This window comes from Actinosynnema sp. NPDC020468 (genome assembly GCF_040642015.1).
Taxonomy (GTDB): domain Bacteria; phylum Actinomycetota; class Actinomycetes; order Mycobacteriales; family Pseudonocardiaceae; genus Actinosynnema.
Genome location: NZ_JBFAEO010000006.1, coordinates 143257 through 166118 on the forward strand (window position 1 = coordinate 143257; position 22862 = coordinate 166118).

Sequence of the window (22862 nt, forward strand, 5' to 3'; positions counted from 1 at the left end):
AAGCCCCGAGCCGCAGGGCGAGCCCGCGGTCCGCTGCGGCAAACCCGGACCCGTGGCAGCCACCGGACCTCGTGCGGCACCAACGTCCCCGGACCGCAGGGCGAGCCTGCGGTCCGCTGCGGCGAAAACCCCGAGCTACAACGGCGGCAAGGCGGGTGGGGTGGCGGCCGGGCGTTGTGCCAGGGCCTCCAGGGCCAGGCGCACGGCCGTGTCCAGCTGTGGGTCGCGGCCGGCCACCCGGTCCTGCGGCGTGATCACGACCTCCACGTCCGGGTCCACGCCGTGGTTCTCCACGCCCCAGCCCGGACCGCCGAACCACGTCGCGTAGCGGGGTTGGGTGACGAGCGTGCCGTCGACCAGGTGGTAGCGCATGTCGATCCCGATCACCCCGCCCCACGTGCGGGTGCCGACGACCGGGCCGATGCCCATCTCCTTGATCGCCACGTTGACGATGTCGCCGTCCGAGCCCGCGAACTCGTCCGCGATCGCCACGACCGGCCCGCGCGGCGCGTCGCCCGGGTAGCTGTCGGCGGTGGTGAAGCCGCGGGCCACCGACCAGCCGATGATCTTGCGGCCGAGTTTTTCCACCACCAGCTCGGAGGTGTGGCCGCCGCCGTTCTCGCGCACGTCCAGCACCACGGCCTCGCGGCCCAGCTCCACCCGCAGGTCGCGGTGCAGCTGCGCCCAGCCCGCGCCCATCATGTCCGGCACGTGCAGGTAGCCCACGCGACCGTCGGACAGCTCGCGCACGCGGGCCCTCCGGTCGGCCACCCACGCGTGGTAGCGCAGCGGCTCGTCGTCCTCCAGCGGCACGACGACCACCCGGCGCGGCTCGCCGCCGCCACCGGGCCGCACGGTCAGCTCCACGGGCTTGCCCGCCGTGCCGACCAGCAGCGGCGCCGGACCGAGCCGGGAGGAGACCTGGCGGCCGTCCACCGCGACGATCCGGTCGCCCGCCCGCACCGCGACACCCGGCGCGGCGAACGGCGAGCGGGCCGCCGGGTCCGACGACTCGCCGGGGATCACCCGGTCCACCCGCCACTCGCCGGACTCGTCGCGCGACAGGTCCGCGCCGAGCAGCCCCACCCGACGACCGCGCGCACCGCCGCCGGCCGGGATCACGTACGCGTGCGAGGTGCCGAGCTCGCCCTGCACCTCCCACAGCAGGTCGACCAGGTCGCCGTAGCTGCCCAGCCGGTCGACCAGCGGCCGGTACCGGGTCAGCACGCCCTGCCAGTCGACGCCGCCCATGTCGGTGCGCCAGAAGTGGTCCCGCATCAGCCGCCCGGCCTCCGCGTAGGCCTGGCGCCACTCGGCGGCCCGGTCCACGACCACCCGCACCCGGCCGAGGTCCACCTCGACGCAGTCGTGGTCGTCGCCGTCGACCTTGCGGTCCGTCGGCACGATCCGCAGGTCGCCGCCGTCCAGCACGGCCATCCGCTGGCCGTCGCCGGTGACCGCGAACCCGTCCGCGCCGTCGACCAGCACGTCGGTCCGCGTCTTCGCCAGGTCGAACCGCTCCAGCACGGCGCGCGGCGGCCGGGTCTCGGCGCTCGGCAGGTTGTCGCCGAGCACGCCCCGGGTCGGGTTGCGCAACCACAGCAGCCCGCCCTTGGCCGCCGTCAGGCCCTCGTACCGGGCCGCGCCGACCGGCACCGTCACCACCCGGTCGGCCAACCCCTCCAGGTCCACCACGGTGATCGGGTTCTCGTCGTCCTTCTTGTCGTCCTTGTCGCCGCCGTCGTCGCCGACCGGACGACCGAGCCGCAGCGGGTCGAACGGGCTGGGCGTGGTCGCGGCCAGCGGCAGCAGGTAGGGCCGGCAGCCGGTCGGGAACGACAGGTCGAACACGTGCGCGTCGTACACCGGGTCGAAGCTGCGCACCGAGAGGAACGCGAGGTAGCGGCCGTCCTCGGTGAACGTCGGCGAGAAGTCGGAGAACCGCAGCGGCGTCACGTCCACCACGGACAGGTCGGTCGTGTTCGTCATCCTGATGTGCTGCAACGGACGCGGGCCGGGGTGCGACCAGGCCAGCCAGTTCGAGTCCGGGGAGAACGCCAGGTCGCTCACGTGCGGGTTGGCGTCCCGCAGCACGTCGCGCACCTCGCCGGACTCCACGTCGACCAGCAGCAGCCTGCCGTCGTGGGTGGCGACCGCGAGCCGCCGCCCGTCCGGCGACACCTCCAGCTCCAGCACCCGACCGAGCCTGCCGACCGCGACCCGGCGCGGTGCGTTGCCCGGCTCGACCCCGCCGACCGGCGAGAACTCCAGGCCCTCCTCGCCGTCCGCGTCGGTCACCCACACCACGCCGTCGCCGACGACCCTGGGCAGCCGCGCCCGCACGCCCGGCTGCTCGGCCAGCGCGCGCACCGGGCCGTCCCGGTGGGTCACCCAGTGCACCGTGCCGCGCACCTCGACCACGCTCGCCCGACCGGTGCGGTCCGGGTGCACGTCGTCCGGGCGCGGCGGCACGTGGCGGGGCCGGCGCGCGGTGCGCGGACCGCCGAGCGCGATCTCCAGCGGGCGCGGCTCCGCGTCGAGCGAGTCGAGGATCCACAGCTCGCCGGCGTGCTGGTAGACCACCCGCTCGCCGTCGGTGGTCGCGGCGCGGGCGTAGAACTCCTGGTCGGTGTGCCGGCGCAGGTCGGAGCCGTCGGGCGCGACCGAGTACACGCTGCCGACGCCCTCGTGGTCGGACAGGAACGCGATCCGGTCGCCGATCCACATCGGGCTCGTCAGCGACGCGGTGAGGTCGGTCAGGATCCGGGTGAACTCGCGGTCCGGGCCCGCGACCCACAGCTTGCCCGCCATGCCGCCCCGGTAGCGCTTCCACCACGCCGGGTCCCGGCCGTAGACGCTGGTGACCACGACCCGGTCGTCGGGGCCGAACGAGACGTCGTCCACCCAGCCGAAGGGCAGCCGCTGCGCCGGGCCGCCGTCGACGGGCACCGAGTACGCCCACTGCCGGTTCGTGGTGGCCTGGCCGACCGAGCTGACCGCGAGCACGTCGCCGCCGGGCGTCCAGCCGCGCACCCCGGTCGAGTGGTCGCCCCAGTAGGTCAGCCGCTCGACCGCGCCGCCCTCGACGTCGGCGAGGTGCACCTCGGGCGCGCCGTCGCGCCTGCTGGTCCACGCGAGCGCGGCGCCGGAGGGCGAGAAGTGCGGTGAGGACACCGGGACGTGATCGGCGCTCACCCGCCAGGCCCGGCCGCCGCCGGTCGGGGCGAGCCACACGTCGTCCTCGGCGACGAAGGCGACCAGGTCGCCGTGGACGTGCGGGAAGCGGAGGTAGCCCGGTTCGGCGGTCACCCCGACGACGTTAGCGCCGACGACCGACAATCGCGATCATGTCCGGCGGACCCGCGCCGAATCCCACCCCGCGGGGCGGAGATTCGCCCACGAAGATCACCGCGGTGCGGCGGTCGCCGGGGGTGGTGGCGACCGCGGCCGTGCCTCGCGCTGCCCGGGGGTGGTGGGCCGGAGGCGGTCGGTGGGCGCGGTGGTGCTGGTGGGGCGCGGTGGAGCGGAAACGGTGGTGCGGTGGGGTTCCTAGCGGCCGTAGGTGGCGGAGCAGGTGGACGACGGCGAACCGTCCTCGACGCACTTCGCGCCGTCCACGAGGTTCGGCGCGAGCCGGAAGTCGTCGGGGTCGCCGCCCGTCTCGCCCTTCGGGTTGTCCGCGGTCTTGCGGCCGGCGAGCACCCACATGACCTTCAGCGCCGGCGCGGACGGCTTGAGGCCGAACGTGGTCAGCGCGGCCGGGCTCTTGACGTCCTGCGGGTCGTAGCAGGTGTAGGCGCGACCGGTGGTCTGGACGGTCTTGCCGTCGCCGTAGGCGAACGTCAGCGCCTTCGACTCGGGCCACGCCACGCCGCCGGCGGGGAACTCCGCGGACACCTCGGCGACGACCGCGTTCAGCACCACGTCCATCCCGGTCTGCGAGGTCATCAGCGACCGGCAGGCCGGCAGCAGGGCGTCCAGCGGGAGCACCTGCTGGGTCTTCCACGTCACGGTGATCCGGGCTTCGGCGCCACTGCCGTCGGTGACCTCCAGCAGGTTCTTCTTCTTCACCGCGGCCGCGGCGGGAGACGTCGCGGTCGGCGGCAGGGTGAGCACCGCGGTGGTCGTGATCATGGCGGCGGAGCCGGTGCCGACCGATCCGGGCTTCGCTCCACAACCGGAGACCAGTACCGCCACACTCAGCAGGGCACAGGCGGAACGCTTCATCATGCGACCGTATCGCCGACCACTCGATCGGCGTAACAACTATCACTGCCAGTAAGTGCGCCAGTCCTCTGCGGTCATCGAAACGACCCCCGCGGCCCGTGCCGCGTCCTCCGCTTGGCGCACCCGCGTCTCGAATGCCCGCGCGACCGCGCGCAGCGCCGCCTCCGGGTCCTCGCCCGCGAGCTTCGCCCGCGCCGCCACCGCGAACAGCGCGCCGCCCGCGTCGCCCTCCGGGTCGGGCAGCAGGTCGGCCGGGAAACCCGCACGTGCGACCCGCTGCGCCAGCTTGCCCGCGAGGGCCGCCGCCGGCTGGCCGAGGGCGACACCGTCCACGCTCGACGTCCGCTGCTTCTCGGCCTGCTTCAGCTCCTCCCAGCGGTGCTCCTGGGTCGACGCGTCGCGCACCGCCGGGTCGCCGCCCGCGAACACGTGCGGGTGCCTGCCGACCAGCTTGGCCACCAGGTCGCCCGCCACCTCGTCCACGCCGAACGGCTCGAGGTCCTCGGCCGCGACCCTGGCGTGGAACAGGACCTGGAGCAGCACGTCGCCCAGTTCCTCCCGCATCGCCGCCCGGTCGCCGTCCTCGATGGCCTCCAGCAGCTCGTAGGTCTCCTCGACCAGGTACTGCCGCAACGACTTGTGGTCCTGCTCGGCGTCCCACGGGCACCCGCCGGGCGACCGCAGCCGGTCCATCACGGCCACCGCGCGCAGCAGCGACGTGCCGACGGGGTTGCGCACCACCGCCGCGCCGCCCGCGAGCAACTCCGCCGCGGCCGGCTCGGCGAGCGACGTCGTCAGCAGCACCACCGGTCCGTCGACGGTCACCGCCGAGCCGACGCCGAGGGCGCCCCAGAACTCCGGGTCGAGCCCCTCGCCCGCGAACACCGCCGCCGCGCCCCGCAGAGCGGGAAGCGCGGCGGCGGGCAGCACGGTGTCGTCCGGACCCAGCAGGACGACGGTGTTCACGACTTCGTCTGGCGCGTGGGCGCGGTGAAGCCGGCCAACTCCTTCTCGCTGGGCGAGAGGTAGAACAGGGTCGGGTCCCACACGCCGTAGCGCGGGTTCACCTCGATCTTCACGTCGTTGGTCAGCGACTGCACCACGCGCAACCCGATGAACTGGAGGATCTGCGGCGACAGCGCGGCCGACGACGACTCGCCGGTCGACCTGGCGTTGGTGTTGCGCTCCTTGAGCAGCGTCACCATCCACACCGACGACTCCTGGCGCGGCTGGAACGCGGCCACCGTGCCCTCCGCGACGCCGAACACCGGCAGCGTGGCGAACTCGGGGTCCTCGTCGGACCGGACCTTCTGGTTCTCCGCGGCGAGCTGCTGGTTGTCCGTGCCCTTCGGCGCGGCCGCGACGTACTCGGCCATCTTCTCCGGGTGCGCCGCGACGTCCTTGGCCTTGTCCCGCGCCTCGGTCTCGTCCCGGGCGTAGAAGTAGTCGAACGTGACCTCGGTGCGGTCGATGTGCCGCCGGCCGATCTCGACCATCAGCAGCTGGTCGGCCGCGCGGGTGCGGAAGTTCGACGCGCTGTAGACGGTCGCCTCGGACGCCGCCTCCGCGCCGCCGGCGTCCTCGATCGCCTGGGACACCGCGGCCTCGTCCACCTGGACGCCCTCGCGCTGCGCGGCGGTCGCGATCAGCTCGTGCCGGATGATCGTGCCCGCGACACTGCGCGCCACGTCACCGAGCTTGTGCTGCTGCAACGCCTGTTGCGCGGCGGGCTTCTCCTTGAGGACGGTCGAGGTCCAGTCCTGGACCTGCTCCAAGGGGATGACCTTGTCGCCGATGATCATGGCCGTGCCGACCCGGCTCGGACCCGTGCCGCATCCGGACGCGACCAGCAGTGCCGCCGCCGCGCCGACCAGGGTGAAGCGCCTGTGCAGTGTCCTCACGCCCCGTACCTTCTCACGAACCCGTGACGCTGCTCACGGGAGTACCCGCCAACGCTTCGAGGAAGTGCGCGCACCAGTCCAGCAGTTCGCCGTCCCGCAGCTGGGGCGCGCCCATCCGGCCGCCGGCCGCTCCCTCGGTCGGCCGAGGCGTCGTCACGGTGCGCGTCGCGGGCTTGTGCACCGCCTTGGGGAACAGCCGGCGCAACCGGACGAGCTGCGAGTCCCGCAGCTCCAGCGGCGCGAACCGGACCGCGCTGCCCTGGAGCGCCACCTCGGTGACGCCGTGCCGGCGGCAGGTCTGCCGGAACCGCGCCACCGCGAGCAGCCGCTCCACGGGCAGCGGCGGGGTGCCGTAGCGGTCCTTCAGCTCGTCCCAGACGGCCTGGAGCGCCGCCTCGTCGCCCGCCGCCGCGATCTTGCGGTAGGCCTCCAGCCGCAGCCGCTCGCCCGGCACGTAGTCGTGCGGGATGTGCGCGTCCACCGGCAGCTCCACGCGGACCTCGGCCAGCTCCTCCTCCGGCTCGCCCTCGGCGCCCGCGTGCCGGCGGAACGCCTCGACGGCCTCGCCGACCAGCCGCACGTACAGGTCGAACCCGACGCCCGCGATGTGCCCGGACTGCTCCGCGCCCAGGATGTTGCCCGCGCCGCGGATCTCCAGGTCCTTCATCGCCACCGCCATGCCCGCGCCCAGCTCGGTGTTCTGCGCGATGGTCGCGAGCCGGTCGTGCGCGGTCTCGGTGAGCGGTGCCTCCGGCGGGTACAGGAAGTAGGCGTACCCGCGTTCCCGGCCGCGGCCGACGCGACCGCGCAGCTGGTGCAGCTGGGACAGGCCGAGCATGTCGCCGCGCTCCACGATCAGCGTGTTGGCGTTGGAGATGTCCAGGCCGGTCTCCACGATCGTCGTGCACACCAGCACGTCGTACTCGTTCTCCCAGAACCCCTGGATGATCTTCTCCAGCTTGTCCTCGTTCATCTGGCCGTGCGCGGTGATCACCCGCGCCTCGGGCACCAGGTCGCGCAGCCGCCTGGCCGCCTTCTCGATCGAGGACACCCGGTTGTGCACGTAGAACACCTGGCCGTCGCGCAGCAGCTCGCGCCGGATCGCCGCGCCGACCTGCTTGTCGTCGTACGTGCCGACGTAGGTCAGGATCGGGTGGCGCTCCTCGGGCGGGGTGAGGATCGTGGACATCTCGCGGATGCCCGCGAGCGACATCTCCAGCGTGCGCGGGATCGGGGTGGCGGACATGGTCAGCACGTCGACGTGCGTGCGCAGCGCCTTGATGTGCTCCTTGTGCTCCACGCCGAAGCGCTGCTCCTCGTCCACGATCACGAGGCCGAGGTCCTTGTAGCGCAAGCCCTTCTGCAACAGCCGGTGGGTGCCGATGACGACGTCCACGTCGCCCTCGGCCAGTCCCGCGATCGTCTGCTCGGCCTCGAGCTGGTCGGTGAACCGGGACAGGCCCTTGACCTTCACCGGGAACGCGCGCATCCGCTCGGTGAACGTGTTCAGGTGCTGCTGGGCGAGCAGCGTGGTCGGCACCAGCACCACCACCTGCTTGCCGTCCTGCACCGCCTTGAACGCCGCGCGCACCGCGATCTCGGTCTTGCCGTAGCCGACGTCGCCGCAGATCACCCGGTCCATCGGGACCGAGCGCTCCATGTCCGCCTTCACCTCGTCGATCGCGGCCATCTGGTCCACGGTCTCGGTGAACGGGAACGCGTCCTCCAGCTCGCGCTGCCACGGGGTGTCCGGCGCGAACGCGTGGCCCGGCGCGGCCTGGCGGGCCGCGTAGAGCTGCACCAGCTCGGCCGCGATCTGCTTGACCGCCTTGCGCGCCTTGGCCTTGGTGTTCTTCCAGTCGCTGCCGCCGAGCTTGTTCAGCGTGGGCAGCTCGCCGCCGACGTACCGGGACACCTCGTCCAGCTGGTCGGTCGGCACGAACAGCCGGTCGCCCGGCTGGCCGCGCTTGGAGGAGGCGTACTCCAGCACCAGGTACTCGCGGGTCGCGCCGGCCACCGTGCGCTGCACCATCTCGACGTACTTGCCGATGCCGTGCTGCTCGTGCACCACGTAGTCGCCCGGTCGCAGCGCCAGCGGGTCGACCGCGTTGCGCCGCTTCGACGGCATCCGGCGCATGTCCTTGGTGGACGTGCCGTGCCGGCCGCCGGTCAGGTCGGTCTCGGTGAGCACCACCAGCGCGAGGCCCGGCAGCGCGAAGCCGTCCTCCAGCGCGCCGCGCACCACCGTCACCGAGCCCGCGGGCGGCGGAGCGGTCAGCGCGTCCACGCACTGCGCCGGCACGTCGGCGTCCCGGAGCTGCTCGGCGGCGCGCTGCGCGGTGCCCGCCCCCGGCACGACCAGCACCGCCGTGCCGCCGGACGCGGTGTGCGCGCGCAGGTCGGCGAACGCCCGGTCGACGTCGCCCTGGTAGGCCTCGACGTGCTTGAGCTCCAGCCGCACCACGTCCGCGCCCTCGGAGGTGAGCTGGGACAGCGTCCACCACGGCCGGCCGCGCTCGCGCGCCGAGTCGGCCACCTCGGCCAGGCTGCGGTAGGCCGACGCGCCGAGGTCGATCGGCGCCTTGCCGCCGCCCGCCGCGGCCATCCAGGACGCCTCGAGGAACTCCTGGCCGGTGCGCACCAGGTCGTGCGCGCGGGCCCGGATCTTCTCCGGGTCGTTGAGCAGCACGTGCGTTCCGGCCGGCACCACGTCGGTGAGCAGCTGCAACGCGTCCGCGCACAGCGCCGGGATCAGCGCCTCCATGCCCTCGGACGGGATGCCGTCGGCGAGCTTCTCGAGCATCTCGTGCAGCTGGGCGTCGGCCTCGTGCTCGGCGGCCAGTTCCGCGGCCCTGGTCTTGACCGCGTCGGTCAGCAGCAGCTCCCGGCACGGCGGCGCGGTGAACGCTTCGACGGTCTCCGGCAGCGAGCGCTGGTCGGCGACCGAGAACGGCCGGATCTCGCTGACCTCGTCACCCCAGAACTCGACCCGCAGCGGGTGCTCGGCGGTCGGCGGGAACACGTCGAGGATGCCGCCGCGCACCGCGAACTCGCCGCGCTTCTCGACCATGTCGACCCGCGCGTAGGCCAGCTCGACCAACCTCGTCAGCAGCGCCTCGAAGTCCTGTTCGACGCCGACCACCAGGTCGACCGGCGCGAGGTCGCCCAACCCCGGCGCCATCGGCTGGATCAGGCTGCGGACGGTGGTGACGACGACCCGGAGCGGGTCGTCGCCGGGGTGCGCGAGCCGGCGCAGCACCTGGAGCCGCGCGCCCACCGTGTCCGCGCGGGGCGAGAGGCGTTCGTGCGGCAGCGTCTCCCAGGACGGGAACAGCGCGACCGCGCCCGGCTCGATCAGGTCGCCGAGCACCCTGGTCAGCTCGTCGGCCTCGCGGCCGGTGGCGGTGATCGCGAGCACCGGCGCGTGGGTGGCCAGCGCGGCGGCGAGGATCGGGCGGGCGGCGGGCGGGCCCTCGAGTTCGAGCGAGGGCACGCCGAGCGAGTCGGTCAGCGCGCGCAGCGCCTTGTCGGGCAGGACGGCGGACAGCAGGCCGGACAGCGGACCGGGCTGGGGCATGGAATTACGCTCCCGAAGCAACGAGGACAGACCCCTGCCCGGGACCTGAGGTCCTCCGGTAAGGGGTGCTCGCCTTCCAGCCTACGACGACCACGCCACCCGCCGCCGCGCGATTACCGGTTGCACCGGTCGGGATGCTGGTCGGTGTGGAAGAACGCACGATCAGAGCCGACTACGACGATCGGCACATCACCGTCTACCAGGCCTACAACGCGGCCATCGCGGACGCGGCGCTGCGCGCGGGCACCCTCGTGCCGCCGTTCCGGGCCGGCCGGATGACGTGGATCAAACCCTCGTTCCTGTGGATGATGTACCGCTGCGGGTGGGGCCGGAAGCCGGACCAGGAGCGGGTGCTCGCGGTCCGGATGACCCGGGAGGGGTTCGACGCGGCGGTGCGCGCGGCGGTGCCCAGCTCCGTCGTCGGCGGCAAACCCGAAGTGCGCGTGCAGTGGGACCCGGAGCGGGACCTGCACCTGCGGCCGTTGGCCCACCGGGCGATCCAGGTCGGGTTGGCCGGGTCGATGTCCGCCCGGTACACCGGCGAGTGGATCACCGGGGTGACGGACGTGACGCCGTTGGCGCACGAGGTGCACGGGTTGGTGCGATCGGGCGACCTGGTCGGCGCGACGGCGCTGCTGCCCGTGGAGCGGCCGTACTCGGCGGGAGGGCCGTACGACTAGTTCACCCCGACCGGTGCATCCTGGGCGGTATGCGCCGACTCGCCGGGTTCGCCGTGGTGCTGGTGCTCGCGGGCTGCACGACCTCGACCGGGGGCACGGCGCCGTCGTCGGCCGTTCCGGGCGGGTTGGCGGTCACCGAGGTCGTGGGTGGTCTGACGCACCCGTGGGACGTCGGCTTCCTGCCCGACGGCCGGCTCCTGGTGCCGCAGCGGCCCGGCCGGCTGACGCTCGTGGCCGACGGCCGGGCGACGCCGGTCGACGCCGACCTGGGCGACGTGGTGGCCCGCGGCGAGGGCGGGCTGCTCGGGTTGCTGGTGCACCCCGACTTCGCCACCTCGCACCGCTTCACCACCTGCTACGACACCGCGACCGACGTGCGGCTGGTGACCTGGGAGCTGACCGGGACCTCGGCGCGCAAGGTCGTGGACCCGCTGCTCGGCGGGTTGCCGGTGAACCCGAGCGGGCGGCACTCGGGGTGTCGGCTGGCGGTCGACGCGGAGGGCGCGCTGCTGGTCGGCACCGGCGACACGGCCCGTCCGGCGGTCGCGCAGGACCGGTCGAGCTACGGCGGCAAGGTGCTGCGGCTGAACCTCGCGACGGGCGAGGCGTTCGCCGGCGGTGACCGCGTCCACACCTACGGGCACCGGAACGTGCAGGGGATCGCGGTGCGCCCGGACGGTCTGGTGTTCACCGCCGAGCACGGGCCGGACGTGGACGACGAGGTGAACGTGCTGCGGGCGGGCGCGAACTACGGCTGGGACCCGTCGCGCGGCGGTGCCTCGGAGTCCTACGACGAGAGCGTGCCGATGACCGACACCGTCCGGTTCCCGGACGCGGTGCCCGCCGTGTGGTCGTCGGGCCGTCCGACGGAGGCGGTGTGCGCGGCGGCGTTCCTGGGGTCGTCGTGGGGCGCCCTGGACGGGGTGCTCGCGGTGACGGCGTTGAAGGGCTCGAAGTTGTTGCTGCTGACCGTGACGCCGGAGGGCGGGGTGCACTCGGTGTCCGTGCCGCCGGAGTTGGACGGGAAGTACGGGCGGTTGCGCGGCGCGGCCGTGGGGCCGGACGGCGCGCTGTACCTGACGACGTCGAACGGCGACGACGACAAGGTGCTCAGGGTGCGCCCAGCCTGACCAGGCCCGCGACCAGGTCGTCGTGGCCCGCGAAGAAGGTCGCGTCGGCGTGCTCCACGTCCTCCAGGGCGCCGGCCAGGGTGGTCCGGCCCTCGGTGGTGAGGGCCAGCAGCCGGGCCCGCGCGTCGGCCGGGTCGGGCGCGCGGGTGATCAGGCCGCGGTCCTCGAGCTTGCGGACCACCTGGCTGGTCATCATCGTGTCGGTGCCGGCGCGGGCGGCGAGTTTCTGCTGGCTGGGCGGCCCCTCGTGGTCGTGCAGCCACCAGAGGGTGGCGAGCAGGACGAACTGCACGTGGGTCAGGTCGTGCGGCGCGAGCGCGTTCCGCATCGCCCGCTGCCAGGAGAGGGTGACGCGCCAGAGCAGGAACCCGGGACTCTCCCCGGGCCCACCCCACCGCGTCGCCGGTTCGTCGCTCATCGTGCCGAGGATGCCAGCCCCACGAGTCCGTCCATCGCGGCGGGCACGTCGGAGGTGACCAGGGGCCCGAGTTCCCCGGCCGCGTCCCCGTCGATCTCCACCCGGTGCGTGACCCGGAGCCGCCCGCCGACGACCGCCAACCGGTGCCCGAACCGCAGCACGGCACCGGGCACCCGGGTCTCGTCGGTGAAGGACTCCCCCTCGGTGACCTCGATCAACGAGAACACCAGCGGCGGCTGCCCCTCGACCACCATCCGCCCCACCGCCCCGACCACGAACTCCCCGTCGAGACTCACGCTCTCGACCGACGAGTCCCACTCCACCCACCGCCGCACGTCACTCCACAACCCCCACACCGCCGCCGCGCTCGCGTCGGTCTCCACGCTGTGCTCGAACTCGTAATCTGCCATGCACGCATACTATAAGCCCACTTACTTCTTTGTCCAGCAGGGGCAGCCGCCCGACGCGGGACGGGACCGGGGATCGATTCCACGAACTCGCGGGTGAGCCGGAGGGAGAAGCGGACGAGCGACCGATCACGATCGATCAGGGGCCGGTAACGGCGATCTCGGCAGCCGGGGCTGGGCGCAACCTGTGGCACACAAAGGGTTCGGCACGCTCGACCGTGCGGGCGACGACCCGAAGGCGCGTGACCGGTGGACGCGGGACTCGTTCCGCGTGTTGCCCGACCGGCCGCGACCCGCCGACACCACACGGTTTTCGGGGAGCCCGCAGGAGAGGCGGACAAGCAGCCGATCACGATCGACCGGGACCCGAGCGCGGTGATCTCGGCGGCCGGCACCGGGCGCAACCTGTGGCGCACAAAGGGTTCGGCACGCTCGAAGGTCCGGGGCGACGACCCGGAGGCGCGTGACCGGTGAGCGCGGGAGAGGCGGGCAAGCAGCCGATCGCGATCGACCGGGACCCGAGCACGGCGATCTCGGCAGCCGGGGCTGGGCGCAACCTGTGGCGCACAAAGGGTTCGGCACGCTCGACCATGCGGGCGACGACCCGGAGGCGCGTGGCCCGGTGGGCGCGGGACTCGTTCAGCTTGTTGCCCGACCGGCCGCGACCCGGTGGCACCGCACCGTTTCTGGCGAGTCGCCGAGCGCCGTCCCGCGTGTCGACCGCCTCGGTCGGGCCTGTCTGGCGCGGCTAGGCCAGCGTGGAACAAGCGAACAAGAGGACGAGGGGATTGTTGAACGATGCTACGAGGGAACCACGGCTAGCGGCGGGTGCGGAGGCGGGGTTTGTGGTCCATGTGGGAGAGGCCCTTCCAGGCCAGGTTCACCAGGTGGGCGGCGACCTCGTCCTTCTTCGGTTTGCGGACCTCCAGCCACCACTGGCCGGTCAGCGCCACCATGCCCACCAACGCCTGGCTGTACAGGGCCGCCAGCTTCCGGTCGTACCCCTGCTGGGTGAAGTGCTGCCCCAGGATCGACTCGACCTGCGACGCGATGTCGTTCAGCAACGACGAGAACGTCCCGTACGACGAGGCCACCGGCGAGTCGCGCACCAGGATCCGGAACCCGTCCGTCGAGCCCTCGATGTAGTCCAACAACGCGCACGCCGCCTGTTCCAGCAGCTCACGGGGGTGCCCCCCGGACAACGCGTTCACGATGTGGTCCATCAGGTACTGCATCTCCCGGTCCACCACGACCGCGTAGATGCCTTCCTTGCCCCCGAAGTGCTCGTACACCACGGGCTTCGACACACCGGCGCGGTGGGCGATCTCCTCGATCGAGGTGACCTCGAACCCCTTCTCCGCGAACAGCGCGCGAGCGACGTCGAGCAGCTGCTCGCGTCGCTCCTTGCCGGTCATCCGAACACGCGGCACCGGCGTCTCGTCCCGTCTCCCCGCCATCCCGGTCACCCTAAACACCGGCCCCTCGCGGACGTCGCGAGGGGCCGGCGCGCGGGAGCTACTTCTTCACGGAGATCCGCGCGAGCCGCTGCTCGTTCGGCCACCGCACGTTCGTCGCCCACCCGAACTTCTCGAACACCCAGATCAGCCGCGCCGAGGTGTCGATCTGCCCCCGCTTGACACCGTGCCGCGCGGACGTCGGGTCGGCGTGGTGCAGGTTGTGCCACGACTCGCCGAACGACAGGATCGCGAGCGCCCACACGTTCGCCGAGCGGTCCCGGGCGGCGAACGGCCGGTCGCCCACCATGTGGCAGATCGAGTTGACCGACCACGTGACGTGGTGCAGGAACGCGACCCGCACGAGCCCGGCCCAGAAGAACGCCGACAGGGCGCCCGCGAACGACCAGGTGATCAAGCCGCCGAGCAGCGCGGGCGCGAGCAGCGAGATGATCGTCCACAGCCAGAACAGGTCGTCGACGCGGCGGAGGTCCTTGTCCGCCAGCAGGTCGGGCGCGAACCGCTGCGCGTTGGTCTTGTCGCGCTCGAACAGCCAGCCCATGTGCGCGTGCCAGAAGCCCTTGGCCAGCGCGACCGGGCCGGAGCCGAACAGCCACGGCGAGTGCGGGTCGCCCTCGCGGTCGGAGAACGCGTGGTGGCGGCGGTGGTCGGCGACCCAGGTGATCACCGGGCCCTGCAACGCCATGCTGCCCGCGATGGCCAGGCCGATCTTGAGCGCGCGGTTGGCCTTGAACGACCCGTGGGTGAAGTACCGGTGGTAGCCGATCGTCACGCCCAGCCCGGCGAGGTAGTAGAACGCGACGAACAACGCCACGTCGACCCAGCCGAGCCCCCACCCCCAGGCGAACGGCACCGCCGCCAGCAGAGCCAGGAACGGCACGATGACGAACACGTAGACGCCGATCTGCTCGGCGTTCCCGCGCTGGCCTTCGAGCATCGGCTTCGGTCCCTTGTCGGGACCCGGCGGCGTGGACCTGCTCTCCAGGGTGCTGGTCATGCGTGTACCTCTATGTGGTCGGGGGCTACCTACGGGACCGTAACTTACGACACCGTAAGTTAGGCGAACCTTGTCCCGCCAGTGCCGAACGGAACTTCACGGCGTGTTCTCAGGAACTCGGGCGTGTCGATCACGGCAGGCGCATCATTCGCTGATGGGGTCGTCCAACGTTCGTCGCCGCCGGGTCGTCCGGATCGTGTCGATCGCGGTGGTCGCGCTGTTCGTGCTCGTCACCGCAGGTCTGCTGGGCGTGGGCTGGTACTACAGCGGCCAACTCCTCGACCCCGACGAGTCCCGGCCGGGCTTCCCGGACACGGTCGCCGGCTCGGCGCGGGGCGTGGTCACGCTCACCGAGTCGCGGGCCGCCGGACTGCCCGGCACGTGGGGCCTGGTGTGGTCGGACGGGCAGGCCAGGGTGGGCCGGGTGGTGTCGCGAGGCAAGGCCGGGGTGACCCGCGAGGTGCTCGACGGCACCCCGCCCGCCGACGGCACGAAGGTGCGCCTGGAGACGACCGTGTGGACTTCGGACCCCCGAACCGCGCACGGCCTGGACTACCAGGAGGTCCGGGTGCCGACCGAGCTCGGCGACGCGCCGGCGTGGCTGGTGCCCGCGACCGCCGACACCTGGGTGATCGCGGTGCACGGCCGCGCCGGCACCAGGGCCGAGGCGCTGAGGGTGCTGCCCGCGCTGCACGAGGCCGGGTTCCCCGTGCTGGACATCACCTACCGCAACGACGCGGGCGCGCCCCCGTCGCCGGACGGCCTGTACCACCTCGGTGACACGGAGTGGCGGGACGTCGAGTCGGCGGTCGAGTACGCGACCGGGCACGGCGCGCGGAAGGTGGTCCTCTACGGCTGGTCCATGGGCGGCGCGCTGGTGGGCCAGTTCCTGACGAGGTCGGCCCGGGCGGACGTGGTCGAGGGGCTGGTGCTGGACGCGCCGGTGCTGAGCTGGACGCGCACGCTGGAGCTCCAGTCGCGCAACCGCGGGGTGCCGACGCAACTGGTACCGGTGGCCGAACTGGTCTCGGACTGGCGCGCGGACCTGGACTTCGACCGGTTCGACCTGCTCGACCACCCGCCCGCGCACCGGCCGCCGACGCTGCTGTTCCACGGCGGTTCCGACGGCACCGTCCCGGTGGCCGCGTCGCGCGAGCTGGCGACCGCGTCGAAGCGCCTGGACTGGCCGATCCACTACGTCGAGTCGCCCGGCGCGGAGCACACCGGTTCGTGGAACCTCGACCCCACCGCGTACGCGGCGAACCTGACCACCTTTCTGGGTACGCTGACGAAACCGGCTTGACCTGCGGGAACACGAAGTGTCATGATCGAATTACCGAGGGATGGCCGCCACATGAGTGGTGGTGCTGACCTTTGGTCGGCACTCGTGACAACATGTGTTCGCGCGGGCGGTGGTCCACCCCCGCCGGTCCGCCATGGTGTAAAGGCAGCACCTCGGATTTTGGTTCCGATGGTCCAGGTTCGAATCCTGGTGGCGGAGCGACACGGCCGGGCCGCACGGCCCGTGCCGCCGTAACCCTGCGTTGCCCGGGGGGTGGGGGTCGCTGCACGAGGACGCGGTCGACGAGCAGGGCACCGTGGCGCCGGCGCTCCACGAGATGTCCGACGCCTGGCTGGTCGGCCGCGCGAGCGAACTCGTGGCCCTGGCCCAGAGCAGCACCTTCGAGGACCAGCTCGACGCGGCGCACGACGTCGACGAGATCCTGGCCGAGGCGCAGAGCCGGGGCGAGCCGCGGATCGTCGGCCAACTGCTGCGCGCGGCGGCCGTGGTCCGGATCGTCACCCCCGACCTGGTCGAGTTCTCCGACTCGGTGCTGGACGAGCTGCTCGCGCACTGCCGCCGGCACGGCCTGCTGGTGCTGGAGGCCGAGGCCCACGCGCTGCGCGGCCGGCGGTACCTGCTCGGCGGGTTCGAGGACAAGGCGCTCACCGAGGTGGCCAGCGGGCTCGCGATGCTGGAGGAGAACCTCGCGCCGGACCCGATGCTCGACAAGCGCACCTGGGACCGGCTGCTCGCCAACGCGCTCCAGACGACCGGGCTCGTGCTCACCCAGCTGGGCGTCTACGAGATGGCGGACGAGGTGCTCGCCCGGGCGCACAACGCGATCCGGGACGGCGGCGGCCCGCACCTGATCTACGTGCACCTGGTCAACCGGACGCGGCTGCTGATCGGGTGGGGCCTGCGTCTCGAACGGGTGAACAACCAGGAGGAGGCGCAGGGCCGGTTCACCACCGCGTCCGCGATCGCCACCGCCGTGGAGGGCCCGTTCCGCGAGTCGCTGCACCCCGGCCGGCGGGACCGCACGGCCGCCGAGCAGGTACCGATCATCGGCGCCGCGCACGCGCTGGCCAAACCGGGCGCGCAGCACATCGCGCGGCTGTGGTCGTTGCGGGAGCTGGCCATGTACGCGCGCGAGCTGATCATCGTGTCGATCGCGCTCGCCCGGTGCCTGGAGATCGAGGAGTTGCCGCAGCAGGCGCTCCAGGTGCTCAGCGACGCGCGCACCCGGCTCGACGCGGACACCTCCGAACCGACCCTGATGCTGTGCCTGGTCCGCGAGTACGCCCGGATGTCCGGCCCGCACGGCGAGCGCACGGTGTCCGCGCTGGAGGACTACGCCCGCGCGCTGGAGGTCGAGCTGTGGCTGATGCAGGAGGCCCGCACCTCGACCCTGTTGACCAGGCGCGACCACGAGCGGCTGACCAGGGCGCACGGCACCGTCTCGCAGCAGGCCATGCAGGACCCGCTGACCGGCCTGCCGAACCGGCGCGCGCTGGACGAGCGGATCGGCGCGCTGCTGTCCGCCCAGACCCACCCGATGGCCATCGCGCTGGTGGACCTGGACGGGTTCAAAGTGGTCAACGACAGGCACTCGCACGCCGAGGGTGACGATGTCCTCCGCGTGATTGCCAGCACACTCCGCCAGGCGTTGCGGGGCGACGACCTGGTGGCCAGGTACGGCGGCGACGAGTTCGTGGTGCTGCTGCCCGGAGCGCCCCTCTCGGCGGCCGAGGCGGCGCTCGGCCGGGCCGTGGAAGCGGTCGCGGACTTGCCATCCGACCTGTCCAGGGGCGTGACGCTGTCCGTCGGGGTGATCTCCGTGCGACCGCACGAGACGGCCAACCAGGCCTTGGCCCGAGCTGACTCCGCGATGTACGTGGCGAAGCGCAGAGGTGGCTGCCAGGTTGCCGCGGTCGAGGGGGAGGCCTCCGCGGAGGCTTAGTATCAGCACCTGGCGGGAGCCAGGCCCTCCCGTCGCAGTCCCGAACCGGAACTAGGGAGAGCGCTGATGTTCGAGGGTGTCCCCACCCCGGTCAGCACGATCGTCCTCGCAGCGGGTGAAGGCACCCGCATGCGCTCAGCCACCCCCAAGGTTCTGCACCGCGTGGCCGGCCGGACTCTGGTCGAACACGCCGTGCGCGCCGCCGCGGGCACCGACCCGGACCACCTGGCCGTGGTGGTCGGGCACGGCCGCGCCGCGGTCGCGGAACACCTCGACACCCTCTCGACCGCGCTGGAGCGCAAGGTCGTCATCGCGGTGCAGGACGAGCAGAAGGGCACCGGCCACGCGGTCGGCTGCGGTCTGGCCGAACTGCCCGCCGACCTGGCCGGCACGGTCGTCGTGACCTACGGCGACGTCCCGCTGCTGGACGCCGACACGCTGCGCGCGCTGCTCGCCGAGCACGGCGCGCGGGGCAACGCGGTGACCGTGCTGACCGCGGTCGTCCCGGACCCCACCGGGTACGGCCGGATCGTGCGCGACGCCGACGGCTCGGTGGCCGCGATCGTGGAGCAGAAGGACGCCACCGACGCGCAGCGCGCCATCACGGAGATCAACTCGGGCGTGTACGCGTTCGACGCGGCCGTGCTGCGGGACGGCCTGTCGCGGTTGTCGACCGACAACGCCCAGGGCGAGCTGTACCTGACCGACGTGCTCACCATCGCCCGCGCCGACGGCCGCCCGGTGGGCGCGCTCGCCACCTCCGACGCGTGGCTGGTCGAGGGCGTGAACGACCGCGTGCAGCTGGCCCGGCTCGGCGCCGAGCTCAACCGGCGGATCGTGGAGGGCTGGATGCGCTCCGGTGTGACCGTCGTGGACCCGGCCACCACCTGGCTGGACGCCGACGTGCGGCTGGAGCGGGACGTCCTGGTCGAGCCGGGTGTCCAACTGCGGGCGGGCACGGTCGTCGGCGAGGGCGCGGTCGTCGGTCCGGACACCACGCTGTCGGGCTGCGTGATCGGCGCGGGCGCGTCGGTCGTGCGCACGCACGGCACCGGCGCGGAGATCGGCGCGGGCGCGTCGGTCGGCCCGTTCGCCTACCTGCGGCCGGGCACGTCGCTCGGCGCGGACGGCAAGATCGGCACGTTCGTCGAGGTGAAGAACTCGACCATCGGCGCGCACTCGAAGGTGCCGCACCTGAGCTACATCGGCGACACCACCGTCGGTGAGCACTCGAACATCGGCGCGGCCAGCGTGACGGTGAACTACGACGGCGTGCGCAAGCACCGCACCGTCATCGGCTCGCACGCCCGGACCGGCTCGGACAACATGTTCGTCGCTCCCGTGACGGTGGGTGACGGCGCCTACACGGGCGCGGGCACCGTGGTGCGCCGCGACGTGCCGCCGGGCGCGCTCGCCGTGTCCGGCGGTGCCCAGCGCAACCTCGAGGGCTGGGTCCTCGACCGCCGTCCGGGCACCGGTTCCGCCCAGGCGGCGGAGCGTGCCCTGTCGTCCGAGAATGGCGAGCAGACAGAGGAAAGGCGCCGACCGTGAACCCCACCATGCCCGGGACACCCAAGAAGAACCTGATGCTCTTCGGGGGACGCGCCTACCCGGAGCTGACCGAGCAGGTGGCCAAGCACCTGAACGTGTCGGTGACGCCGCAGTCGGCCTACGACTTCGCCAACGGCGAGATCTTCGTGCGGTTCGAGGAGTCGGTGCGCGGCTGCGACGCGTTCGTCGTGCAGTCGCACTGCGCGCCGATCAACCAGTGGCTGATGGAACAGCTGATCATGGTCGACGCGCTGAAGCGGGCGTCCGCCAAGCGGATCACCGTGATCATGCCGTTCTACCCGTACGCCCGGCAGGACAAGAAGCACCGCGGCCGCGAGCCGATCTCGGCCCGCCTGGTCGCGGACCTGTTCAAGACCGCGGGCGCGGACCGGCTGGTGGCCGTCGACCTGCACACCGCCCAGATCCAGGGCTTCTTCGACGGCCCGGTCGACCACCTGTGGGCGATGCCGCTGCTGGCCGAGCACATCAAGTCCAAGTACGCGGGCCAGGACATGACGATCGTGTCGCCGGACGCGGGCCGCACCAAGCTGGCCGAGAAGTGGGCCGACACGATGGGCGGCGCGCCGATCGCGTTCATCCACAAGACCCGCGACCCGAACCGGCCGAACGAGGTCGTGGCCAACCGCGTGGTCGGCCAGGTGCGCGGCCGGCTGTGCGTGGTGATCGACGACATGGTCGACACCGGCGGCACGATCACCAAGGCGGTCGAGCAGCTGCTGGCCGAGGGCGCGTCGGACGTGGTCATCGCGGCCACCCACCCGGTGCTGTCCGGCCCGGCGGTGGACCGGCTGGAGGCGTGCGGCGCGCGCGAGGTCGTGTTCACCGACACCCTGCCGATCCCGATCGAGAAGCGCTTCGACGCGATGACGGTCCTGCCGATCGCGCCGCTGCTGGCGAGGGTCATCCAGGAGGTCTTCGAGGACGGCTCGGTGACGAGCCTGTTCGACGGCAACGCCTGACCGCCCCGGGTCACCCGAAGCCGGCACGCTCCCGAGCGCGCCGGCTTCGTCCCGTTCCGCGACCGGTCCGGTGACATGAGCCTGCGCGCGACCGCGCGGCGGACCCGACCGAGCCGGGAGCGTCGACCGAGCCGTACCGGTGGTCGCACGCGGAGGCGCCCCGGAGCACCTCCCGGGGTGGGGCGACATCGCTCAGGACGATCGCGCTCACCGGGCCCGCCGCGGTCCTCGCGGCGGTCGACGAACTCGATCGGATGACACGTTCGAGTGAGAACGCCGGGGTTACCGGGAACCCCGATTAGGACGTCGGACGACGGCGGGCCTACACTGGTCGGGTTGCCTCGGCGAGGGCGAGCATCACGCTCGGCGTGATCGACGCGGCGGTTGATGATGCCGCGCGTGTTCACCATCTTCCGCGCCGCCCGCCGCCGCAGGCCGACCCACCCCGCTCGAACGCCCCGCCCGACGTACAAGGCCAGACCGTTAGGAGAGCCCCACCGTGTCCGAGGTCCGTCTCGCCGCAGAGCAGCGCACCGAGTTCGGCAAGGGCGCCGCCCGCCGCACCCGCCGCGCCGGCAAGATCCCCGCGGTTCTTTACGGCCACGGTTCCGACCCGAAGCACCTGGCTCTGCCGGCGCTGGAGTTCGCCCGTGTCGTCCGCGAGCACGGTCACAACGCCGTCCTCACCCTGGACATCGACTCGTCCAGCGAGTTGGCGTTGACCAAGACCGTCACCACGCACCCGATCAAGAACTACATCGAGCACGTCGACCTGCTGCTGGTCAAGCGGGGCGAGAAGGTCACCGTCGAGGTGCCCGTCGTCATCACCGGCGAGCCCGGCCCCGGCATCCTGGTCACCCAGGACCTGACCACCGTCCAGGTGGAGGCCGACGCGCTGAACCTGCCCGAGCAGATCGAGATCTCTGTCGCGGGCGTCGCCGCCGGCACCCAGATCCACGCCTCGGACCTCGCGCTGCCCGAGGGCGCGAACCTGATCACCGACGCCGACGCGCTGGTCCTCGCGGTGAACGCCGCGCCGACGGCCGCCGACCTCGAGGGTGGCGACGGCGACGCCGCCGAGCCCGAGGCCTCCGAAGAAGGCTGAGCCCATCACGTCGGGCTGGTCGAACGGCACGCCCCCTCCGCCTCACGGCTGGGGTGGCGTGCCGTCCGCGTATCTGAGCCCGGCGCAGGTGCGCGCCACCCGGTTCCCGCGAAGACGCGGGGGCAAGGGCTACGACCCGGCGCAGGTGGACGCCGTGGTGTTGAAAGTGGCGGATGCGCTCTCGGGGCGGATCGTCCTGCACCCCGACCGGATCCGCGAGGTCGTGTTCCACGAAGTGCCCGGCGGGTACGACCAGAAGCCGGTGGACGAGTTCCTCGGTCGCGTCGAGTGGCAACTCCGCGCCGGGCTCGTGCCGCCGACGAACCTCGGCACCGCCGACGAACTGCTGGCGGTGAAGCTGCCCAAGGCGTCGGGCGGCTACGATCGCGGCGAAGTCGACGCCTTCCTCAAGCGGGCCGCCGCCGCTCTCGCCGGCACCGGGCGGATGACCTCGACCGAGGTGCGCCACACCAGGTTCAGCCTCACGTCGGGCATGCGGCGCGGGTACCGGGTGCAGGCCGTCGACGCCCTGTTGGACGAGCTTGAGCAGGAGTTGCGGTTCCGTGGTCGATGACGTGACCCTGGTCGTCGGGTTGGGCAACTCGGGCCCGAAGTACGAGGGCAACCGGCACAACGCCGGGTTCCTGGTGCTGGACGTGCTGGCCGACCGGATCGGCGGCCGGTTCAAGGCGCACAAGGGTGGCGCCGAGGTGGTCGAGGGCAGGCTGTCGGGGCACCGGGTGGTGCTGGCCAAGCCGCGCGGCTACATGAACAACTCGGGCGGGCCGGTCGCGGGCACCGTCAACTTCTTCAAGCCGGCGTCGGTGATCGTCGTGCACGACGAGCTGGACCTGCCGTTCGCGGTCGTCCGGCTCAAGCTCGGCGGCGGCGACAACGGGCACAACGGCCTGCGGTCCATCACGAAGTCGTTGGGCGGCAAGGACTACCACCGGGTGCGCTTCGGCGTGGACCGGCCGCCGGGTCGGATGGACCCGGCCGACTACGTGCTGCGGGACTTCTCACCGGCGGAGCGCAAGGAGCTGGCCTTCGAGCTGGACCGGGCGGCGGACGCGGTCGAGGCCCTCGTGGCCGAGGGCCTCGAAGCCGCCCAGAACAGGTTCCACTAGGGCACAAATTCCACTAGGGCACAGGTTCCGCCAAGGCACAGC

General features: G+C 72.5%; 18 protein-coding genes and 1 tRNA gene. 10 read left to right on the plus strand and 9 right to left on the minus strand.

The features are described from left to right. Positions 1-135 precede the first annotated feature (135 nt). The 5 genes from AB0G50_RS07620 to mfd form a co-directional block, all read right to left on the minus strand. Positions 136-3309, minus strand: coding sequence for a PDZ domain-containing protein (locus AB0G50_RS07620; RefSeq protein WP_360103394.1), 3174 nt, complete (start codon positions 3307-3309; stop codon positions 136-138). Between the two features lie 240 nt (positions 3310-3549). Then, positions 3550-4134 carry a hypothetical protein gene (locus AB0G50_RS07625; protein WP_360103396.1) on the minus strand — a complete coding sequence of 195 codons (585 nt, stop codon included), beginning with the start codon at positions 4132-4134 and terminating at the stop codon, positions 3550-3552. A 135-nt stretch (positions 4135-4269) separates the two neighbouring features. Beyond that, positions 4270-5193: a MazG family protein gene (locus tag AB0G50_RS07630; protein ID WP_360103398.1), complete on the minus strand. Its 924-nt coding sequence runs from the start codon at positions 5191-5193 to the stop codon at positions 4270-4272. Beyond that, a complete protein-coding gene (locus AB0G50_RS07635; protein WP_360103400.1) occupies positions 5190-6128 on the minus strand; it encodes a hypothetical protein in 939 nt (312 codons plus the stop codon). The genes AB0G50_RS07630 and AB0G50_RS07635 overlap by 4 nt, the downstream gene beginning before the upstream one ends. 13 nt (positions 6129-6141) lie before the next feature. Next, complete coding sequence (gene mfd, locus AB0G50_RS07640; protein WP_360103402.1) at positions 6142-9705, minus strand: transcription-repair coupling factor; 3564 nt, start codon at positions 9703-9705, stop codon at positions 6142-6144. 134 nt (positions 9706-9839) lie between these two features. On the opposite strand from mfd, the gene AB0G50_RS07645 reads away from it, so the two are divergent. After that, entirely contained in the window at positions 9840-10385 is a 546-nt protein-coding gene (locus tag AB0G50_RS07645; protein ID WP_360103404.1) for a DUF4291 domain-containing protein, read from the plus strand. Positions 10386-10414: 29 nt separating this feature from the next. After that, positions 10415-11515 (plus strand): PQQ-dependent sugar dehydrogenase, encoded by a 1101-nt coding sequence (locus tag AB0G50_RS07650; RefSeq protein WP_360103406.1) that lies wholly within the window; start codon positions 10415-10417, stop codon positions 11513-11515. Here AB0G50_RS07650 and AB0G50_RS07655 read toward each other — a convergent pair. From AB0G50_RS07655 to AB0G50_RS07670, 4 genes are all read right to left on the minus strand, one after another. Next, positions 11496-11933 (minus strand): MarR family winged helix-turn-helix transcriptional regulator, encoded by a 438-nt coding sequence (locus AB0G50_RS07655; protein WP_360103408.1) that lies wholly within the window; start codon positions 11931-11933, stop codon positions 11496-11498. The genes AB0G50_RS07650 and AB0G50_RS07655 overlap by 20 nt on opposite strands. After that, positions 11930-12343 (minus strand): SRPBCC family protein, encoded by a 414-nt coding sequence (locus AB0G50_RS07660; protein ID WP_360103410.1) that lies wholly within the window; start codon positions 12341-12343, stop codon positions 11930-11932. The genes AB0G50_RS07655 and AB0G50_RS07660 overlap by 4 nt, the downstream gene beginning before the upstream one ends. Positions 12344-13158: 815 nt before the next feature. Beyond that, positions 13159-13755 carry a TetR/AcrR family transcriptional regulator gene (locus tag AB0G50_RS07665; RefSeq protein WP_360103506.1) on the minus strand — a complete coding sequence of 199 codons (597 nt, stop codon included), beginning with the start codon at positions 13753-13755 and terminating at the stop codon, positions 13159-13161. Between the two features lie 100 nt (positions 13756-13855). Further along, positions 13856-14812, minus strand: a complete 957-nt coding sequence (locus AB0G50_RS07670; protein ID WP_360103412.1) for an acyl-CoA desaturase — start codon at positions 14810-14812, stop codon at positions 13856-13858. A gap of 154 nt (positions 14813-14966) precedes the next feature. Here AB0G50_RS07670 and AB0G50_RS07675 point away from each other — a divergent pair, with 154 nt between their 5' ends. The 8 genes from AB0G50_RS07675 (at position 14967) to pth (ending at position 22820) form a co-directional block, all read left to right on the plus strand. After that, positions 14967-16115, plus strand: a complete 1149-nt coding sequence (locus AB0G50_RS07675) for an alpha/beta fold hydrolase (RefSeq protein WP_360103414.1) — start codon at positions 14967-14969, stop codon at positions 16113-16115. Positions 16116-16242: 127 nt separating this feature from the next. Beyond that, positions 16243-16313 (plus strand) — tRNA-Gln (locus AB0G50_RS07680). A gap of 43 nt (positions 16314-16356) precedes the next feature. Then, entirely contained in the window at positions 16357-18057 is a 1701-nt protein-coding gene (locus AB0G50_RS07685; protein ID WP_360103416.1) for a GGDEF domain-containing protein, read from the plus strand. Between the two features lie 66 nt (positions 18058-18123). Beyond that, positions 18124-19608, plus strand: a complete 1485-nt coding sequence (gene glmU / locus AB0G50_RS07690; protein ID WP_360103418.1) for a bifunctional UDP-N-acetylglucosamine diphosphorylase/glucosamine-1-phosphate N-acetyltransferase GlmU — start codon at positions 18124-18126, stop codon at positions 19606-19608. A gap of 8 nt (positions 19609-19616) precedes the next feature. Beyond that, complete coding sequence (locus AB0G50_RS07695; protein ID WP_360103420.1) at positions 19617-20588, plus strand: ribose-phosphate diphosphokinase; 972 nt, start codon at positions 19617-19619, stop codon at positions 20586-20588. Positions 20589-21087: 499 nt separating this feature from the next. Next, positions 21088-21693 (plus strand): 50S ribosomal protein L25/general stress protein Ctc, encoded by a 606-nt coding sequence (locus AB0G50_RS07700; protein WP_360103422.1) that lies wholly within the window; start codon positions 21088-21090, stop codon positions 21691-21693. Positions 21694-21751: 58 nt separating this feature from the next. Then, positions 21752-22267, plus strand: coding sequence for a DivIVA domain-containing protein (locus AB0G50_RS07705; protein WP_360103424.1), 516 nt, complete (start codon positions 21752-21754; stop codon positions 22265-22267). Then, positions 22257-22820, plus strand: coding sequence for an aminoacyl-tRNA hydrolase (gene pth / locus AB0G50_RS07710; protein WP_360103426.1), 564 nt, complete (start codon positions 22257-22259; stop codon positions 22818-22820). The genes AB0G50_RS07705 and pth overlap by 11 nt, the downstream gene beginning before the upstream one ends. The last annotated feature ends 42 nt before the right edge of the window (positions 22821-22862 follow it).